The sequence below is a fragment of the Pseudomonas argentinensis genome (assembly GCF_001839655.2).
GTDB lineage: Bacteria > Pseudomonadota > Gammaproteobacteria > Pseudomonadales > Pseudomonadaceae > Aquipseudomonas > Aquipseudomonas argentinensis_B.
This window is the reverse complement of record NZ_CP056087.1, coordinates 2,522,282-2,541,493: the sequence shown is the minus strand read 5'-3', so window position 1 is coordinate 2,541,493 and position 19,212 is coordinate 2,522,282. Positions and strand designations below refer to the sequence as shown.

10 protein-coding genes are annotated in these 19,212 nt (G+C 63.1%); 4 read left to right on the top strand and 6 right to left on the bottom strand.

Annotated features, from left to right (window positions below; all coding sequences use genetic code 11):
* The first annotated feature begins 165 nt into the window (after window positions 1-165).
* The 3 genes from treR to SA190iCDA_RS11360 all read left to right on the top strand — a co-directional run bounded on the left by treR (window position 166) and on the right by SA190iCDA_RS11360 (window position 1,861).
* On the top strand, window positions 166-870 hold the full coding sequence (gene treR, locus SA190iCDA_RS11370) for a trehalose operon repressor (protein WP_070886970.1): 705 nt from the start codon (window positions 166-168) through the stop codon (window positions 868-870).
* 465 nt (window positions 871-1,335) lie between these two features.
* Complete coding sequence (locus SA190iCDA_RS11365) at window positions 1,336-1,611, top strand: hypothetical protein (protein WP_070886971.1); 276 nt, start codon at window positions 1,336-1,338, stop codon at window positions 1,609-1,611.
* The gene (locus tag SA190iCDA_RS11360; protein WP_070886972.1) at window positions 1,604-1,861 is read left to right on the top strand and encodes a LasR-specific antiactivator QslA; all 258 of its coding nucleotides are present in this window, start codon (window positions 1,604-1,606) and stop codon (window positions 1,859-1,861) included. Before SA190iCDA_RS11365 ends, SA190iCDA_RS11360 begins: the two co-directional genes overlap by 8 nt.
* Before the next feature lie 896 nt (window positions 1,862-2,757).
* On the opposite strand, the gene SA190iCDA_RS11355 is transcribed toward SA190iCDA_RS11360, so the two are convergent.
* The 6 genes from SA190iCDA_RS11355 to SA190iCDA_RS11330 form a co-directional block, all read right to left on the bottom strand.
* Window positions 2,758-4,239 carry a SulP family inorganic anion transporter gene (locus SA190iCDA_RS11355; protein ID WP_070886973.1) on the bottom strand — a complete coding sequence of 494 codons (1,482 nt, stop codon included), beginning with the start codon at window positions 4,237-4,239 and terminating at the stop codon, window positions 2,758-2,760.
* A 489-nt stretch (window positions 4,240-4,728) separates the two neighbouring features.
* Complete coding sequence (locus SA190iCDA_RS11350) at window positions 4,729-5,673, bottom strand: AraC family transcriptional regulator (protein WP_070886974.1); 945 nt, start codon at window positions 5,671-5,673, stop codon at window positions 4,729-4,731.
* 540 nt (window positions 5,674-6,213) lie between these two features.
* Window positions 6,214-8,004, bottom strand: coding sequence for a TonB-dependent receptor (locus SA190iCDA_RS11345; RefSeq protein ID WP_419203920.1), 1,791 nt, complete (start codon window positions 8,002-8,004; stop codon window positions 6,214-6,216).
* The gene (locus SA190iCDA_RS11340) at window positions 8,001-8,363 is read right to left on the bottom strand and encodes a hypothetical protein (protein ID WP_236101182.1); all 363 of its coding nucleotides are present in this window, start codon (window positions 8,361-8,363) and stop codon (window positions 8,001-8,003) included. Before SA190iCDA_RS11340 ends, SA190iCDA_RS11345 begins: the two co-directional genes overlap by 4 nt.
* A 41-nt stretch (window positions 8,364-8,404) precedes the next feature.
* Window positions 8,405-11,506, bottom strand: coding sequence for a hypothetical protein (locus tag SA190iCDA_RS11335; protein WP_070886976.1), 3,102 nt, complete (start codon window positions 11,504-11,506; stop codon window positions 8,405-8,407).
* Window positions 11,503-12,387 (bottom strand): ABC transporter ATP-binding protein, encoded by an 885-nt coding sequence (locus SA190iCDA_RS11330; RefSeq protein ID WP_070887107.1) that lies wholly within the window; start codon window positions 12,385-12,387, stop codon window positions 11,503-11,505. Before SA190iCDA_RS11330 ends, SA190iCDA_RS11335 begins: the two co-directional genes overlap by 4 nt.
* A gap of 359 nt (window positions 12,388-12,746) precedes the next feature.
* Here SA190iCDA_RS11330 and SA190iCDA_RS11325 point away from each other — a divergent pair, with 359 nt between their 5' ends.
* Window positions 12,747-19,205, top strand: coding sequence for a non-ribosomal peptide synthetase (locus SA190iCDA_RS11325; RefSeq protein WP_070886977.1), 6,459 nt, complete (start codon window positions 12,747-12,749; stop codon window positions 19,203-19,205).
* The last annotated feature ends 7 nt before the right edge of the window (window positions 19,206-19,212 follow it).

The window sequence follows — 19,212 nt, the reverse complement described above, 5'->3', positions numbered from 1 at the left end:
ACATACGAGTTAAAGCAACAACTCGTATAGACCAGTTTAGCCCTGTTTGCCAAAGCGCCAGCTGAACGGGAAATTTCCGGCCCCCGCCTTCCCTCAAACCATAGACAAAGCGCCACGCGCTCCCTAAGGTTCCTCGCTTGACGACAACCGGCATCGAGCCTGCACATGAGCAAATACAGCCAGATCTACAGCGATCTGCTTGCCAGCATCACCAGCGAACGCCTGGAACGCGGCGCCCGCCTGCCCTCGGAAACCGAGCTGATGGAGACTTACCAGACCAGCCGCGGCACCGTGCGCAAGGCCATCGAGCAGCTGCAGGAACGCGGCTTCGCGCAGAAGATCCACGGCAAGGGCACCTTCGTGCTGTCGCGTGCACCCATCGAATTCCAGCTCGGCGGCATCGTCAGCTTCCAGGAGACCTACCCCCGGCTGGGCGGCAACGTGCGCACCGAGGTGGTCGAGCTCAGCCAGCTACCGCTGGAAGGCAGCCTGCGCGAGCATATCCAGGCGGAACAAGGCACCCTGATCACCCGCATCAAGCGGGTCAGGCGTATCGATGGCCGGCGGGTGATCCTGGATATCAACCACTTCGTCGCCGACCTGATCCCCGGCCTGGATCGCCGCATCGCCGAGCATTCGATTTACCAATACATCGAAAAGACCCTGCAGCTGCAGATCAGCTACTCGCAACGCACCATCGAAGCCGTGCCCCGCGGCGCGGACGACCTCAAGCACCTCGACCTGGACGACCAGAGCCACGTGATCGTCGTCAGCAACCAGACCTTTCTGCAGGATGGCCGACAGTTCGAGTACACCCAGTCACGGCATACGCTCGACAAGTTTTACTTTTCGGATGTGGCGCGGAGGTAGGGGGCAGTGGTTCTGGGAAATAACCAGCATGGGCAAATACACCACCACCCTACTCCCCTTGAGCTAGTCGACGCCGGTCTAAGAAGCTGTAACAGCTGAGGCAACCAGCAAGGTTGCCATCTGAAAACCTGCGGGCTAGAGTGCGCGGGTCGTGGTCAATCCCGCGACCGGGTGTGACAACCTGAATGTTCGAGGACGCGGTGCGTCCAAATTGCCTAGCCGGTTTCATACCGTGCTACTGCATTTCTATGGCGGGCCGTACGGGGCAGGTTTCGGCCTGGCCGGTTCCCTCGGACGCCGGTTTGTCACCCTCGTACGGTCCGTCACCATAACCGCGTGACAACGGCGGTGGCGGCTCCTTAACTAGTTCGAGGAGCATAAGGAAAATGCGCCATCCAGCTTTTATGCCAGGGCACCACCCTGCTCGCCCCAACGGCCCACAGACCTCCACCCCGGAGGTGCCCCATGGCTAACAAATTCGGCCGTGTACTCAACTTCCCCAGACGCCCAAGCCCGATTACGGGCACCAACTTCCAGACCCGAAGCGCACTGGCCGATGCCGACCTGCGCGCCGTGCTGTTGAATGAACTACTCGAAGACCTCCTGCGCAAGGAAGGAGACCGCCCCGATTCGCTACGGGTGCGAATGGCCTGCTTCGCTGCCCAGGAACTGCTCAACGAACTGACGGTGCTATACCGCCGAGCAAGCTGCGAAAACCAGGGAGGCAATCGCCATGAATAAAGGCGTGACCACTACCCTACCCGCCAACGATGGCTACCCCGGCCTGACAATCGCCTGGGCAAAGGACTGCCGCCCGGCCTTTCATAAAGGCATCCGCGCTGCAGAACGCTGGCTCAACGGCAAGCGCAGCCACTGGCTATGGGCTGCGCTGATTTTTGAGCGAGACGCCCTGCAGGATGAGACGGATCGGAAGGCGTTTGAGGTAGCGTTTATCAGTCGGATTCAGCAGAGGTTGGAGGGGACGAACTGAGCAACCTCTAACAATGCAGCGAACACCGAATGTAGTGGTCCACTACACATTGCGGAAGAAAATAACTGTGTCACTCGCCCCATACTTGTGCACAAGGCATGGACGCACCTCGCAGCAGGAGATCGATTTGAATCTGACACAGTACTTGTCAACGGATGACTGCTCTTCCAGAACTAGAAGTGGCCTATCGAGAAGCAGCCTCGGCAGTTGAAGCTTTTGCGCTGCTATATGAAAGAGGAGCGAGAAACGTCACCGTTGACGGCGGACACCTCTGGATGCGAGCAACGCGGAGCGAGACGGCATTTTCGGGCCCGGCCGATGCTTTGTTAGCCTAGGCGGGACGATATCCGCGCCATGGTGGGGTGAGGATGGCAAGCGTAATTTCCAGGCAGCCCTTAAGCGCTACTGACATTTTGCGCCCACAAATTAGCCACATAACAAGACAGCAGAATCGCTGCCAAGCGGCCACTAAAAGTCTGAGCCCAAAAACTCGAAAGGGTCAGCGACTCCCGAGTCTATGCGTTCAACAGCCAGTGCAGTGTTGCCATTTCAATTTTTGCATGTTGAATCCGTACCGACGACGGTCCATCGTGCCTGATGGCTGCCTGCGCACTTGCGCGGCCGCTTCCCACATTTTGCCCGCCTGACCCTTGTGTATTCCAGTGATGGCGGCAACCGATTCCAGTGAGTGTGCGCCATCCGAGCCGCAGGTTTTGGAGCGAAATCCGCATCTGCTGACGAGCCGATAAATTTCAGATTCCCGGAGACGCGCGCACTCCAATTTTGACGGAGCGTTTTTACACACTCTGAGCCAAAAACTGCCGCGGTAACAGCGTCCAGCAGCAAGAGCTGAGACATCACCGGCTGGACAGCTTGTCCAGCCGGGTGGCTTTGACTCAGTGCTTCAGGAGCTGATCCAGTGCATCGGGCTTGCCATGAATGGCGAAACGATCAACCAGCGTGGAGCTGGCCTGATTGAGCCCGACCAGATCGACTTCGGTGCCAGCACCGCGAAACTTCAGCACTGCCTTGTCCAGCGCGCCGACTGCAGTAATGTCCCAGAAATGGGCATCGGTCAGATCGATGACCGCGTTTTCCAGCGATTCTCTTGTATCGAATGCCTCAACGAATTGGTCTGCAGACGCGAAGAACACTTGGCCAACAACCTTGTAGCGACGGGTGCCATTGATAAGCTCCGAGTCGATGTTCAGCAGACGGCCGATTTTGTTCGCAAAGAACATAGCGGCCAGCAGTACTCCAGCGAGTACGCCATAGGCCAGATTGTGCGTCCAGACCACTACTACCACCGTCACGATCATCACGAAGTTGGTCGAGAGGGGATACTTCTGCAGATCTCGCAGTGACGCCCAGCTGAATGTCCCGATGGATACCATGATCATTACTGCAACGAGTGCAGCCATGGGAATCTGGCTAACCCAGTCACTGAGAAAAACCACCATCGCCAACAACACGACGCCTGCAGTCAATGATGAGAGCCGGCCGCGCCCGCCGGATTTAACGTTGATGATCGACTGCCCGATCATCGCGCAGCCAGCCATACCGCCGACCAGGCCAGAGGCGATGTTGGCAATGCCCTGTCCTTTGCACTCACGGTTCTTGTCGCTCGACGTGTCAGTGAGGTCGTCCACGATGGTCGCTGTCATCATTGACTCAAGAAGTCCCACCACGGCGAGCGCAGCCGAGTACGGCAAGATAATGAGCAGCGTGTCGATGTTCAGAGGCACTTGGGGCCAGAGGAAAATCGGCAGGGTATCTGGCAATTCACCCATGTCGCCAACAGTTCGGATGTCCAACCCAAGCGCAGTGGAGGCCGCTGTGAGCACCAGGATGCAGACCAGCGGAGAAGGTAGCAGACGGCCAACCAAGGGCACGTATGGCAGAAGATAGATGATGCCGAGACCCGCCACGGTCATGGCGTAAACATGCCAGGTGACATTGGTGAGCTCAGGCAGTTGTGCCATGAAAATCAGAATGGCCAGTGCGTTTACGAAGCCGGTTACGACCGAGCGCGGTACAAAGCGCATCAAGCTACCCAGCCTGAGGTATCCCGCCGAGATTTGCAGCACGCCACAAAGGAGGGTCGCTGCAAGCAGGTATTGCAGGCCATGCTCCTTGACCAGGGTAACCATGAGAAGCGCCATCGCCCCGGTAGCAGCCGAAATCATGCCTGGCCTTCCTCCTACAAAGGCAATGACGACGGCAATGCAGAACGAAGCGTAGAGGCCGACCTTTGGATCGACGCCGGCGATGATCGAGAAAGCGATAGCCTCTGGAATCAGCGCCAAAGCGACGACGATACCGGCGAGAACGTCGCCCCGGATGTTAAAAAACCAGGTGTTTTGCAGTTTTTTGAGCATAGAAATCCCACAGATAGACCGCACAGGCGGCGCGAAGACGCAGCATGAGGCGATACGGGTCAAATTTTCAGTGGTTGGGGGCTGGGCGAAGAACCGAATCAAGCCCGCAGCAGAAAGTGCCGCGATCAGGGCGAGCGGCGAGGTGACGCGAGGGGCGTGGCGTTATGGCGGCGTAGGCAGCCAGAGGTGTCGAGAGGAGCTAGTCACGAGGGGCGAATAATCAAGGTCGCTTTCGGGCTTTACATATTACAGAATTCTCAGGGCTCAGGAAACCAACCCTCTCAATAGCCGCGCATTTGGATAACTGTCAGCCAATACGAGCTCGGTTGCTACAAGCTATCGCCTAGCTCACGCTTCGTCGATCCGGCTAGTAGGCGAAGCGGCCTGATTCAACTTCATCTGTAGGTGATAGCCCATTGCTTATGATCTGGTGGACGGTCATCTGCATCATCCGCCTGGCTACCACTGCCATATCACGGCCAAGGGGCGTTAACCGCGGAACCTGATCTCAGAGGGGTTAATTCCAAACTGCTTACGGAACGCCGTAGCAAAATGGCTGGCATTGGCATACCCCAGATCAGACGCCACACGCATCACTGACCCCTCACCAGCCAATAGCCGACTGCGGGCCTGTGCCATCCGCGCCTGTTGAAAGACCCCATAGACACTATTGCCAAAAAACTGGCGAAAGCCACGGGTCAGCTTGGGCAGGCTCATTCCAACCTCACGAGCCAATTCGGGCAGGCTGGGGGCCTTACCCAGGTCCTCTAGCAGGCGCCCTCGGGCGCGCATCAATCGCTGACGATCCGTATGGCTGACACGGCAGATACAATCCGTGTTCCGGCGCGCCTCCATGAACAAGCTGACCAAGGTCACGCTCTGTCCATATAGCCATAAGCTGCTACGGGCGTTGCCCCCGTGGTTCATCGCGCTGCAGAGCATATGCGCCGTCGCGCTCATTTCACCGCTACGGTAACCACCCAGGAAACAATGATCGCAAGCCAACGCCTTGTGCAGAGACGGATCGATTTCCAGCTCCCACTGGGCAAGCAGTTCGGGGCGAATCATGATGGTGACGTTATCGATCTCACCATGTTGGTAATAGAAACCATGCCGGCAACGCCCGAAACTGATGTTTCCTGAGCCTTCGTCGATAGCGAAGCGCCGTTGCCGATGCCCGTCATGGAAACTGCAGGCTGCCTTGCCCTTGAGCACATGGGTAAAACTGAAGTGAATGCATTCACTGTCGTCATGCAGCGGAATTTGCACTGGGTTTTCAAAAGTGCTTTGCCAGCGAACGATGTCCAGTCCTTCTTGCAACGCCACCCGGGTTACCCGGCAGAGGGTCTCCGGACTGGAGCCCAGTCCATAACCATCCGTAATGAGGCGCGAGATCGGCATCGAATCCATTGCCCGCTTTTCGACGGCTGCCATTTGAATCTCCTTAGCCACTGGTTACAGCTTGAAATCAGAGCATGCCGCAACGGGAAAATACAACTGATACTCAATATCATATGAGAGATTCAGCTGTACGCACGAGATGACCCGCGTCGCAGGTAGTCAGCTGCCAGGATGCGTACGGGTGTATCACCCGCCACGCAGCCCCTTGCGATAATTGTTATAACATAACAATTCGCCGTTATTGAATACTGGCGTGTTGTCTTGCCGCCACGGGCAACAAACCAGCCGAGCCGTTCCCCGGTCAGGCAGCAATCGCGGAGCAGCGCCAGGCCTGATTCGATCCCATCTTCGCGGTATCGGATGCCGCCACATCGACGCCTTGATCAGCACGGTGCCGATGCGAGACAGCCCCGCTTACCGTTCAGCCATGAACAACTCACGGTGCCAAGCAACAGCTCAGCCTGCGACGAAGTCGCCCTGCAAAGCCGCTACCGAGCGAACAACGGCCAGACTGCCACGTCAAGTGGCAGTCTGGCGCATGCTTGCTGGTAAACAGGCCCTGTTGCTCGGCGATCAGAACGAGTAACTGTAACCCACCCCCGCCGAACGCCCTCGCCCAGGCATTCCCGTCAGCACCTGATCCGTGGAGTACGAGCCATACAGGTCGTACCGAGCATCCAGCAGGTTGTCCCCCCACAGGTACACTTCCGATCCGCCTACCTCAACCCCCAGATGCAGGTCGAGCTTGGCGTAACCCTTGAGATCGTAGTGATTCTGCGGGTCGGCCGGGCGGTTCTTCTGCACGCGGTAATTGATCAGAGAATTCAGGCGGGGCGCTGTCAAACCGAAGAATTCCGGTAGGTCTCTCTGCCATGCGACACTGAAATTGCCACTCCACAACGGCACATCCGGCACTCGATTGCCCGCTGCCACATCGCCGCCCGATACCCCCGGTGCATCGGACACCACCACTGCGTTGGTGTAGCTCACGGCACCGCTCAGCGTGAACTCGTCGTTGACATGCCAGGTGCTCGAAAGCTCGGCACCCTTGCTGCGGGTATCGGCGTTCACCGCACTGACTGCCAGGGTATTGAAGTCATACCCCAGCAGATGGTCGTCCTGCACGCGGGTAAAGAACAGTGCGCCTTCAACACTCAAGGCGCCGCCGCCGGTTTCATGCTTGAAGCCCAGTTCGGCGGCGTTGACCTTGGCGGCCTTGTAGGGTTCGCTATCGCTGGTCGAGGTGGCGTAATCATTGAACCCCGCCGACTTGTAGCCGCGGGAAAGCACCATGTACAGGCTGGTCTGCTCCGTCAGCGCGTAGGACAGCGCTGCGCGCCCGGTGCTGTAGTTGTCGTGCAAGCGACGACTGTCGCTGACCGCGCTACCGGGACTGAGGTAATCGGCTCCGTATGTCTTGCGATCCCAGGTATGACGCAAACCGGCCGTGAGTTTCCAGTCCGGCGCGATCGGATAGGTGACCTCGCCATAAGCGGCGTAGCTGTTGGTGCTGAAATCGCGCCGCTGTTGTGCGCCACTGGTGAAGTCGTCGGAATCGAAACTGCGCTCCGAGCGGGACAGGTTGAGCCCGGTCACCCAGAACACGTCGGAGCCCGCCAGCGAACTTAGCCGCAGATCCTGACTCCATACCTGCTCGAACGCCGAGTCTTCAATGAGATACTCGAACGGTGAACCGTAGAGCTCACGCGTGATATCACGATCATAGCCTTTGACTGCAGTGAGATCGGTGCTGGTGTAGGCGCTGACGGCGGTGATCCGTGCCTGCGCCAGGTCATGATTCAGCTCGAAGGAGTAGCGTTCGTTGGTTTTCTGGTTGTCATCGAACACCCCTGGCGTGTAATCCAGAGAAGGTCGGTTGCCAAAGGGCCTTAGCATTTCCAGGCCGGCATAGCGATCCGCCCGTTGCCACTCGGCGGTCAGCAGACCCGTGGTGCCCTGGTCGTTGTCCCAGAGCAGGCTGCCGCGCAAGGCCAGATCCCGGGGTTTGGTCATGGGGTCGCCATCCTGCTGGGAGTCGACCCAGTTGTCGAAGCCACCACGACGCACCGCGACCCTGCCGGCCAAGGTGTCCGTCAATGGCCCACCCACCGCGCCCTCGGTCATGAACTGGCCCTGATTGCCCACTTCGCCACGGACGTAGCCTTCCAGGTGGCGGGTCGGTTTGCGCGTGGTGACGTTGATCGCACCGGCCTCGCTGTTGCGCCCGAACAGCGTGCCTTGGGGCCCCTTCAGCACTTCCACTTGCTGCACATCCAGGGTAGCCAGCGCGGCATTGCGCACCGACATGGGCACGCCGTCGATGTTGAGCACTACCGAGCCGTCATCCATGCTCATCTGGTTCAGCGAGCCAACGCCGCGAATACGTACGTTGGCGTCATTGGCGCCCCCCAGGAATTGACATCCACCCCTGGTGTAGCCCGCAGCGCGTCTTCGAGCGTACGCAGGCGGCGCGTTTCCAGGGTTTGCCCATCGATCACCGAAAGGCCGAAGGGAATGTCCATGGCGCTCTCCTGGCTCAGCCGGGCGCTAACGGTCAGCGGCGCCAGTTCGACGCTATCCTCGGCGCTGCCCTCTAGCGGCTGATCCGCGGCAAGGGCCGTGCAAATCTGACTGGAGAGGCCAAGGGCCAAGGCTTGCGTCAGCGCGTTGAGCCGCCACCAGGCAGGACGACGCGAGGGTTCGAGAGAGTGTCGAGAGGACATGGGCAAAGGCTCCGATGGGAAAAGAGAGTGGATCGAACTCATCACGGCGCGCTCCAGCGCCTGAGCGCCTCGGCTACGGTTTGCTCTGAGGGCGCACCCAGCAGCTCCTGGACTGTGGCCGGCCATGGCTGACCAGTGCGGGCCTCGGCGGTCAGCGCCATCAGTTTTTCGGGAGATTGCCTGGCAACCCAGTCCAGGCTGGCCAATGGTGCATAGAACTCTGCCCAGCCAAGCTCACGGGCCTCGGCCAAGGTGCCGACAGGCTCACCGTCGCGCCCCAGGGCCAGGGTCAGGTCGTCAGCCTTGAGCTTCAGCAGTGCCGACAGCGCTTGTGGGCCATCCGTATCGCCCACGCAGAGCAAGCCGATAGCGCCGGCCACTCCCTGGCTGAGCCACTGGTATCCGGGCCGCTGACGCAGATCGCTGGCATCGAGCAGTACGCGGCGCGCCAGCAATTCGGCGATATGCGCACGTCGAGCCCAACGACCGACGCCCTGCGCCGCGACGTCCCAGGCGGGCGACTGAGCGAGCAGCAGATGCCCATTGCTCAAGCGGCTGCTTCCCATGCCGGTCGGCCATTGGCTCAGCGCATCGACCCTGGGGCTGTTGCCCAGGCGCCGTGCCACACAGGCAGCCATGGCTGCCAGGTCTTCGCGCACGTCGAGGCGGGTGTGCAAGCGGCTGCCATCGGCCAGCACCTTCACGTCATCCAGCTGCGTCGGGGAGCCTTCTGCCGGCCAGGCGTAAGCGAAGTCCAGGGGCGCCTCGCTACTGGCGCTGACGGCATGACCGTTCACCTCGATTCGCCATTGCCAGGCGCCTGCAGGCGCCACAGCCTGCACGGCAACGGCCGAGCCTGCCGGCAGTTCCGGCAGTTGCGCGGCCAAGCCCGCGTCGACTCGGTGTGCAGGCACGCGCAGCCAGCGCTCGCTATCGAAGCCCAGACGCGGCACCACACGACGCGCCTCCAGCCAGATGCCCTGCGGGCCCAACCAGAAGTTATCGCCTTCGTTCGGCCATCCTGTCGCGCTCAGGGTCCAGTGCAGCTCCACGTCGCAGCCGGTGGCGGCACATTGCCCCAAGGGCACGCGCAGGTGTCGTGCCTCCTGCTCGATGTCCACCGCCTGTCCCATGACGCGCACTGCCGTCACCCGCAAACCTTGTGGCAGCTCCGCGTCCAGATGGCGACTGTCGGCAATGACCGCCTCCAGGCGCCACTGACCCTCGACCTGAAGATTCAGGCTATCGATGTTCAACTGCAGGCGGCCACCAGCTGCTTGCCAAGCCCCAGCGCCCGCCAGCCAACGCTGTTCCCAAGCGGCGCGTTCGGCACGTTCCTGACTCGGCGACTGGAAATCGCCCTGCTCCACCAGATGCCGATGGAGCCACACACCACTACCGAACATGCCCACGCTGCCCAACGCCAGCAACACACCAGGCACCCCCAGCACAGCTGTGCGTAGCTGGGTAACGCGCCGCCGTTCCGGGCCACGTGGCAGGCCCAGGGCGGCCACCGCCACCAGCACCATGCACCCGGCCAGTTTCCAGACCGCCAGGGTTGTCAGGTACGGCCACCAGGGCGCCCAGCCAGTCATGCGAGACAAGGCGACATGGGCTGGAATTCCCATTGCATGGGCCGGGTAACTGACCAGGCCCAGTTCATGGTTGAGCACCAGGAAGAACGTCAGCAGCATGGAGGCGGCATAGGCCAGGCCGCTGCGGCGAATCAAGGCGTGCACCAGCACCGTCAGCAGCGCCAGCTCCATCAACGGCGGGGTGAACACCAGCAATTGGTAGATCAGTACAAACCCCGGTGCGAGGCTGTCCGGAGCGGCGATGGTACTGATCAGCAGGCTCGCCATGCCCGGCAGCAAAGCCAGCAGCAGCGTCGCCAGCGATACGCAGCCGACCCGCCCCAGCAAACGCAGCCATGCTGGCGCTGGCGTGGCCTGCAACATCTCGCCCAGCCCCTCGACATCGTCACGTCGACAGACCAGGCCGACCAGCGCCGCGACGAGAAAGGCGATCACCAGGAAAAGCGCACTGGACAGCAGCGGCAGCGTCAGATCCGCCCGCGGCACCATGGGCCCGCGAACATGCCAGACCACATGAACGAAGCCGCTGAGCAGGCCCATCACCAACAATAGCCCGAGGGCCACCCACCAGATCTTGCGGGCGAATAGCTGCCGGATCTGCCAACAGATCTCATACCACAAGGCCTGCGGCCAACGGATGGCCAGCAATGGGCCGGGTAAGCGGGTGTCGACCGCCAAGCGCATCGGCGGCTCGGCCAGCACGGTGCCGGCACGACGCCCCATCAAACCTTGTCGGCTGGTGCGCGCCAACATCACCGCGAGCAGAAGCAATGGCAGCACGACCCACAGCGCCCGGTTCAACCAGAACCCCGAAGTCAATGCCAGCAACGATTGCGATTTCTGCGCTGCCGTCCAGGTCTCCACCTGGGCCAGGGCAAAGGTGAACAACGAGGGGTCGAGGCTGGCAGCCAGCAGCGGATTGATATCGCCCCCCTTGAGCACCACCACTGCGAACATCCATAACAGCATCAGCGCCGTCGCCAGTGCGAAGGGCGCGGCCAGGCCACGGCTGCGCAGGGCCAGCAAATAGTACAGCGCGCCGATTCCAGTGCTGGCCGGCAACAACAGGGCGACCCAGGCGAAGCCCAGGGCCGACCAGGCCGGTGCGCCGATGCTCGTCGCCGGCACCCAACCCAGCCAACCCAGTACCGGGCTACAGATAAAGCCGACGAGCAATGAACTGGCGAGCAGCGCGCCAACCGTCGCCGCACCGATGAAGCGCCCCCACAACAGCGCTGGAAGCGACAACGGCAATGCCAGCACGACTTCCTCCAACTGCGCCTTGCGATCACGCAGAGCCGGCTGGGCGAAGATCCAGGCCCAGGCGAAGAACAGGAAGAACATGCAGCCGCAGGACATCAGGTAGATCAGGCTGGGGGCGTTACGGGCGATCTCGCTGGCCCCCATTTTCTGCACATACTCGGCGTTGGTCAGCGCCATCAGCAGGTAACCGATGAGGCCTAGGAACACCAATGCTGGGATGCCGCTACGCAGCCCCGCGCGCGCCTCGATCACGGCCTCGCGCATCAGCAAAGCGAAGGTGTTCATGGGCCTGACCCCCCGCCTGCCTGGGCCAGCGCCAGGTAGTAGATGTCCTCCAGGCGTGGCGCATGGGGCATAAAGCGCGGATCGGCGGGACGCTCGCCATGCACGATGACGCGGCTGCCCTCGGGGCTGGCCGCTACATGCAGCGCATCAGGGAGGGCTTCGCCTCGAGCGAACGAGGCCTCCCACAGCCTTCCCTGCTCGGCACGGAGCAAATCCGCCGGGCGCCCCTCGACGATGATTCGTCCGCCGGCCAATACCGCCAGGCGGCTGCACAGATTCTCGACATCCTCGACGATATGGGTGGACAGCAGCACGATGGCCTCGGCCGCGACGTCGGCCAGCACTCGATGAAAGCGATTGCGCTCAGCTGGATCCAGACCTGCCGTAGGCTCGTCGACGATCAACAGTCGCGGTGAACCCACCAGCGCCATGGCGATACCGAACCGGCGCAGCATGCCGCCTGAATAGGTTGCCAGGGCGCGATGCGCCGCCTCTGTCAGGTTGACCTTCTCCAGCAACCCTTCGACCTCCCGCCGCCGCAGGTGCGCATCGGTACGGCCCTTGAGCCAGGCAAAACGGTCCAGCAGGTCCCGTGCGCTGACGCCCGGATAGGCACCGAGCTGCTGCGGCAGGTAGCCCAGGCGCCGACGCAGGTGATCGGCATCGGCCAGCACATCCACGCCGTCCAGGTGAATGCTGCCGGCATCCGGCTGCTGCAAGGTCGCCAAGGTGCGCATCAGGCTGCTCTTGCCGGCACCGTTAGGCCCGAGCAGCCCATACATGCCCGGTTCGATACTCAGGTCCACGTTGCGTAGCGCCTGGACGCCGTTGGCGTAGCGCTTGCGCAGACCCCGAACTTGTAACCCCGCATCGATCGACATCGGCAACTCCATGAGCGACACGCCAATGCCGAACATCTCGAGACAACCCGAGCCTGCTGGACGGCGCTTGTGGGAAGCGACACATGCCCTGTGCAAAGGGCAGCGGGCGACGGTAGACAAGGGCCGAAAGGAGCTCTACCCGATTCGAGTCATTTTCCAACCGCATCGCGCTACCTCCGTCCGCGCCCCCCCAGCCCTGCCCAGTGAAGCGGCAAATTCGGCAAAACGGATACAGGGCTAAAACGACTCGATTCGGGTAGTCGAAGCAATGCGAATGGCTAGCATCCTCACCACGTATTCACTGAACCCACGCCTGGGCCAACCCCGGCCCGGACCTCAGCATGAGAAGACGTTGAGCGATGGTCATACCTAGCACCTCGACCGCAGCATTGTTGCGTCAGTCCCTATCCCAGGCCTTGGACGTAGACGCCGAAAAGATCCCGCTCGATGCGAACCTGATCGAGTGGGGGCTGGACTCGGTGACCCTGATTCGTCTCGCCGGCCAATGGCGACGCCAGGGGCTGGCCGTGCGCTTCGCCGACCTGGTGGCCGATCCACGTCTGTCGACCTGGCTGCACATGCTCGACACCACGCCCGAGGGGCTCGCTACGACCACACCGCTGCTCGTTGCCGATGACGGCCAACCCTTCGAGCTGGCGCCCATGCAGCACGCTTACTGGATCGGTCGCGCTCCCGACCAGCAACTGGGCGGTGTTGCCGCGCATTTCTACAACGAATTCGATGGCCAGGGCGTCGACCCGATCCGCTTGGGGGCCGCCGTGCGCTCGCTGCTTGCGCGCCACCCGATGTTGCGTGCGCAGTTTCTCGAAGACGGCCGGCAGCAGATTCTCCAGCACAGCCCCTGGCCGGGCCTGAAGGTGCATGACCTGCGCCAGAGCGGCGCCGAACAGGCTCTGCAGCAGCTGGAGGCCCTGCGCGATAAGTTGTCCCATCGTCGATTGGCCGTGGAGCGAGGCCAGGTGCTGGACATTCAACTGTCGCTGTTGCCCGATGCCCTGCATCCCGGCGGCACCCGCCTGCACCTGAACCTCGACATGCTCGCCGCCGACGCCCTGAGTCTGCGCACCCCGCTCGGCGATCTGGTGCTGTTGTATCGCCAGCGGCCTCTGCCACCTCTCGACTACAGCTTCGCCCACTACCTGGCCCAGCTTCGCCATGAGCACGCCAGCGCCGAATACCGCGAGCGCCACCAGCGCGATCGCGACTACTGGATGCAGCGCCTGGAGCGGCTCCCCGACGCTCCGCGCCTGCCGTGCGAGACCCGATGCCGCGATGGCAGCCAGGTGAGGCGCCGCCACCATTGGTTGTCACCCTCCCTGCGCCAGGCCTTTGAGCGCCATGCCCGAGAAAACGGCCTGACCCCGGCCATGGCCCTGGCAGCCGTGTTTTGCGAGGCCCTGGGTGCCTGGTGCGAAACGCCCGAACTGCTGCTCAACCTGCCGCTGTTCAACCGTGCGCCCTTGCACGCCGATGTCGACCGGCTGGTGGGCGATTTCACTTCGTCGATCCTGCTGGCTTGGGACGGCAACGTCTCCGGCACCTTCGCAGCACGGGCCACGGCTCTGCAACGACGCTTCCAGGAGGATGCTGCCCACAATGCTTTTTCCGGCCTGGAAGTGTTGCGCGAGCTGTCCCGATTGCGCGGCGAGCAAGTCCTCGCGCCGGTGGTATACACCAGCGCCCTGGGCCTGGGGGAACTGTTCGCCGAGGGCGTGCAGGAGAGCTTCGGTCGGCCGGCCTGGATCATTTCCCAGGGCCCGCAAGTGTGGCTCGACGCACAGGTCACCGAGCTGAACGGTGGTTTGCTGGTCAACCTCGATGCCCGGGAAGGTCTGTTCGCCGATGGCGTGCTCGATGGCCTGTTCGAGGCCCACATCGGGTTGCTGCAACGGCTGTGCGACGAGCCATCCGCCTGGCATCAAGCCCCTCCGGCCCTGCTACCGGCCGGCCAACTGGCCGTGCGTCAAGCAGCTCAAGGCCAGCCCGCGCCACTGCCGAGCCTGCGCCTGCACGAAGCGTTCTTTGCCCTGGCACGCACGGCACCCACGCTACCGGCGCTGTTGCATGGCGAGCGCCAGGTCATGACCTATGGCGAACTGGCCGAGCGTGCCCTGCAATTGGCGGCCTACCTCGAAGCCCAGGGAGTCGAACGCGGCGACGTGGTCGCACTGCAATTGCCCAAGGGCCCGGAACAGGTCATCGCGGTTCTGGGGATCCTGGCCTGCAGCGCCATCTATTTGCCCATCGGCTTCGACCAGCCCCTGGCTAGACGTCAGAAGATCTGCGACTCGGCCGGGGCCAAACTGCTGCTCGGCGAAGTGCCGGCCAGCAGCCCTGCATTGGACGCACCCCGTAGCGGCGAGATCGGCGACCTGGCCTATATCCTCTATACCTCCGGTTCCACCGGTGAACCCAAGGGCGTGGAGATCAGCCATCTGGCGGCGGCCAATACCCTGGAAGATCTGCAGCGTCGTCTGCAGCTCGACCAGCATGACCGCATCCTCGCGCTGTCGGCGCTGGAATTCGACTTGTCGGTGTTCGATCTGTTCGCAGCCCTGTCGACGGGCGCAGCGTTGATCTGTATCGAGCCGTGGGCCCAGCGCGACGCGCAGCGCTGGCGGGAGCTGGCGCAGCAACACCGGGCAAGCGTACTCAACTGCGTACCGGCACTGCTGGACATGCTGCTCGGTTGCGCGCCCGCCGGCGACAGCCTGCCCTTGCGAGCCGTGCTGCTGGGCGGCGACAAGGTGGCACCCGGTCTGCCCGCCCGATTGTGGGCACAGGCCCCCGGCTGTCGTTTCCTGGCATTGGGTGGCGCGACCGAAACGGCCATCCACTCCACGCTGTTCGAGGTGCTGCCGGGGCAACCGCTGCACTGGCATTGCCTGCCCTATGGCAAGCCGCTGGACAACGTCAGCCTGCGCATCGTCGATCACCACGGCCATGACTGCCCGGACTGGGTCGCTGGCGAGCTGTGGCTCGGCGGCGCCGGGGTTGCCCAAGGCTATCGTGGCGACCCACTGCGCAGCGCCGAGCGGTTCGTCGAATACCAGGGCATACGCTGGTACCGCACCGGCGATAGCGCACGCTATCACCCCGACGGTAACGTCGAGTTTCTCGGCCGCACCGACTTCCAGCTCAAGCTGCGAGGCTACCGGATCGAAGCTGGGGAAATCGAGAACGCCCTGGTGGCCTGGCCGGGCATCGAACAGGCAGTGGTGCTGCTCGTCGGCCAGCAACTGGCGGCGATGGTACGCCTGCAGAACGGCCCGGCGCAGCCCGAGCGCCTGGAACTGCCGGAGTTGATGCAGCACCTGGCCGAACACCTGCCGGCCTACATGATTCCCGAGCATATCTCGGGCTGCGCGCAGTTGCCCCTGACCAGCAACGGCAAGATTGATCGCAAGGCGCTGCATCGATTGCTGGCCGAACGCACGCCGAGCCCGCACACCGATCTGTCGCCTCCCCGCGGCGCCATCGAGCAACGGGTGGCCCGCGCCTGGCAGGACCTGCTGGGCTGCGGCAAGGTGTGCCGCGAGCACAACTTCTTTTCCCTGGGCGGCGATTCCCTCAGCGCTACCCGCCTGATAAGGCGCCTGGCCGACCAGGGGCTGGCCGGCGCCCGGCTGGCCCAGGTGTTCGCCAAGCCGGTGCTGGCACAATTCTGCACCGACTTGCGCCTCGATGCCTGGGCCGAGCCCCAGCGCGGCATCGTGGCGGATCCGGCGCAACGCCATGCGCCGTTCCCCATGACCGAGGTGCAGCAAGCCTACTGGTTCGGCCGCGATCCAAGCCTGGTGCTCGGCGGCGTGAGCTGCCATTTCTATCGCGAATACGATGTCGAGGATCTCGACCTGCCACGCCTGCAGCGAGCCCTGGATCGCCTGATCGAGCGTCACGAAATGCTCCGCGCAGTGTTCGACGAGCGGGGCCGAGCGCGCATTCTTCAACAGGTGCCGGCATTCGTCATCGGCCAGAAGTACACCAGCCTCGATGAACTGCGCGAGCACTGCGCCCAGCGGGTGTTCGATCCGCAGCGGTGGCCGCTGTTCGATGTCCAGGCATTCGTCCAGGGTCGCCACACGCGGCTGGCCATCAGCCTGGACAACCTGATCCTCGACGCCCTGAGCATCCTGCGCTTCTACGCCGAACTCGACGCTCTGTATCGCGATCCGACGATGGCCTTGCCAGCGCTGCAGCTGTCGTTTCGTGATTACCGGCTGCAAGCGACTGCGCAACCAGCCGAGCTGGAAGCCGCGCAACGTTTCTGGCAAAAATGCCTGCCCGAGCTGCCGCCTCATCCGCAACTGCCCCTGGCCTGCGATCCCGCCAACCTCGGCCAGCCCCGCTTCGAGCGCCTGCAAGGGCAGATAGACGCAGGGGCCTGGCAGGCGATCCTGGCCAAGGCCCAGCAGCATGGTCTGACAGCCTCGGCGGTGCTGCTCTGCGCCTTTGCCGAAACCCTGGGGCGCTGGAGCGCGCGCTCCGATCTGAGCCTGAACCTGACCCTGTTCGACCGCCGTGCGCTACATCCACAGATCGATGCAGTAATGGGTGATTTCACCTCCCTGACGCTGCTCGCCTATGCGCCACGGGCCGGCGAGTGCTGGCTAGAGCGCGCTCGGCGCACCCAGCAGACCCTGGGCGAGGTTCTCGAACACCGTTGCCTGGGCTCGGTGAGCCTGCTCCGGCAGCTGGCACGAGGCAAAGGCGAGCAGCACGCCCGCATGCCAGTGGTATTTACCAGTGCCCTAGGCGTGCCCGACGGCACCGCAGCGCCGCAGGATGGCCCCTTCGCCCGCCAGGTATTCGGCCTGACGCAGACGCCACAGGTGTGGCTGGATCACCAGGTGGTGGAAGCCGACGGCGGCATTGCATTGAACTGGGACCGGGTAATCGGCCTGTTTCCCGAAGGTATGGTCGAAGCGATGTTCCAGGCCTATCTGCACAGCTTGAACTGGCTAGCCGAACAGCCCTGGGACCAGGCCCCGCCCGATCTGCTGCCATTGCCCCAGGCGCAGCTCCGCGCCCGGATCAATGCTCCAGGCCTGCCGGTGCCTGGCGACCCGACTCTGCACCATGGCTTCTTCCAACAGGCACGCCAGGCCCCACAACGCACGGCGCTGTTGTGGCATGAGCAGGGCTCGATGAGTTATGGCGAACTGGCCGAACGCGCCCTGCGCATCGCTGGCAGCCTGGTGCAGGCGGGCATCGCGCCCGGCGATCTGGTAGCCGTGTCGCTGGCCAAGGGCCCGCTCCAGGTCGCCAGCGTGCTGGGTATTCTGGCCGCAGGCGCGGCCTACCTGCCGATCGGCGTCGACCAACCGGCGCAACGCTGCGAGCGCATCGTGCAGCAGGCCGGGGTAGCCTTGATCATCGCCGAGCAGGATCCACACCTGTCTGGCGTCAGGCATCTCCCGCCGGAACTGGCGCAAAACGCCGAGCCGCTGGCTGCGCCACGACCGATATTGGCCGGCGATCTGGCCTACGTGATCTATACCTCCGGCTCCACCGGGCAACCCAAGGGAGTGGAGATCACCCATCGCGCCGCGATGAATACCGTGGCCGAGATCAACCGCTGCTATGGCATCGACTCGCAGGATCGTGGCCTGGCCCTGTCGGCGCTGGACTTCGACCTGTCGGTCTATGACCTGTTCGGCCTGCTGTCGGTCGGCGCCGCGCTGGTGCTGATCGACGAACAGCAACGCCGTGATGCGCGGGCCTGGCTCAAGCTGCTGCAACGGCATGGCGTGACCCTGTGGAACAGCGTACCGGCGCTGCTGGACATGCTGCTCGAAGCCAACGCTGGCGAGCGCCAGCCCCTGCCCCTGCGGCTGGCATTGCTGTCCGGCGACTGGATCGGCCTCGACCTGCCGCAACGCCTGGCCGAGCAAGTTCCCGCCTGTCGCTTCATCGCCCTCGGCGGCGCCACCGAAGCCGCCATCTGGTCCAACCATTTCGAGGTGCAACAGCCCCTGCCCGGCTGGCGTTCGATTCCCTACGGCCTGCCCTTGCGCAACCAGGCCTACCGGGTGGTCGACGCCTGGGGGCGGGATTGCCCCGATTGGGTTACAGGCGAATTGTGGATCGGCGGTACGGGCGTCGCGCGAGGTTACCGGCGGGCTCCCACGCTCAGTGCCGAGCGCTTCGTCGATGGCTGGTACCGCACCGGCGACCTGGGCCGCTACCACCCCGATGGGCTGCTGGAGTTCCTCGGCCGGGCCGACAGCCAGGTCAAGATCCGCGGCCATCGCATCGAGCTGGGAGAAATCGAAGCCGCCCTGGCCCGCCACCCCGAGGTAAACATGGCGGTGGCCGTCGTCAGCGATCAGGGTCAGTTGCTCGCTGCCGTTACCGGCACGGCCACGGCCGCGCAACTGCCGATGCACCTGCAGCGATGCCTGCCGGCCTATATGCACCCGCAGCAGACCGTGGTGCTGGAGCGCCTGCCCCTGAGCGCCAACGGCAAGGTCGATCGCCGGGCATTGCTGGTCACCCTGGAAGCTATCGCGCAACCGCCAGCCGCTGTCGACGAACAGCCCTTGAGCCCCGCCGAGCAGATGGTCGCCGAGCTCTGGCAGCAGCTGCTGCGGATCCCGAGCGTCGGCCGCGGCGACAATTTCTTCCGCCTCGGGGGCGACAGCCTGCTGGCCACACGTTTTCTCGAGATGCTGCGCAGCCGCCTGGGCCTCGAGCTGCCCATGGGCCAGTTGTTCGGCGCCGCGAACCTCTCGCAAGTCGCACAAGCCCTCGACCGCCAGCCCATCGCCGACAACGTCGAAGAAGGTGCCATCTGATGCCTTC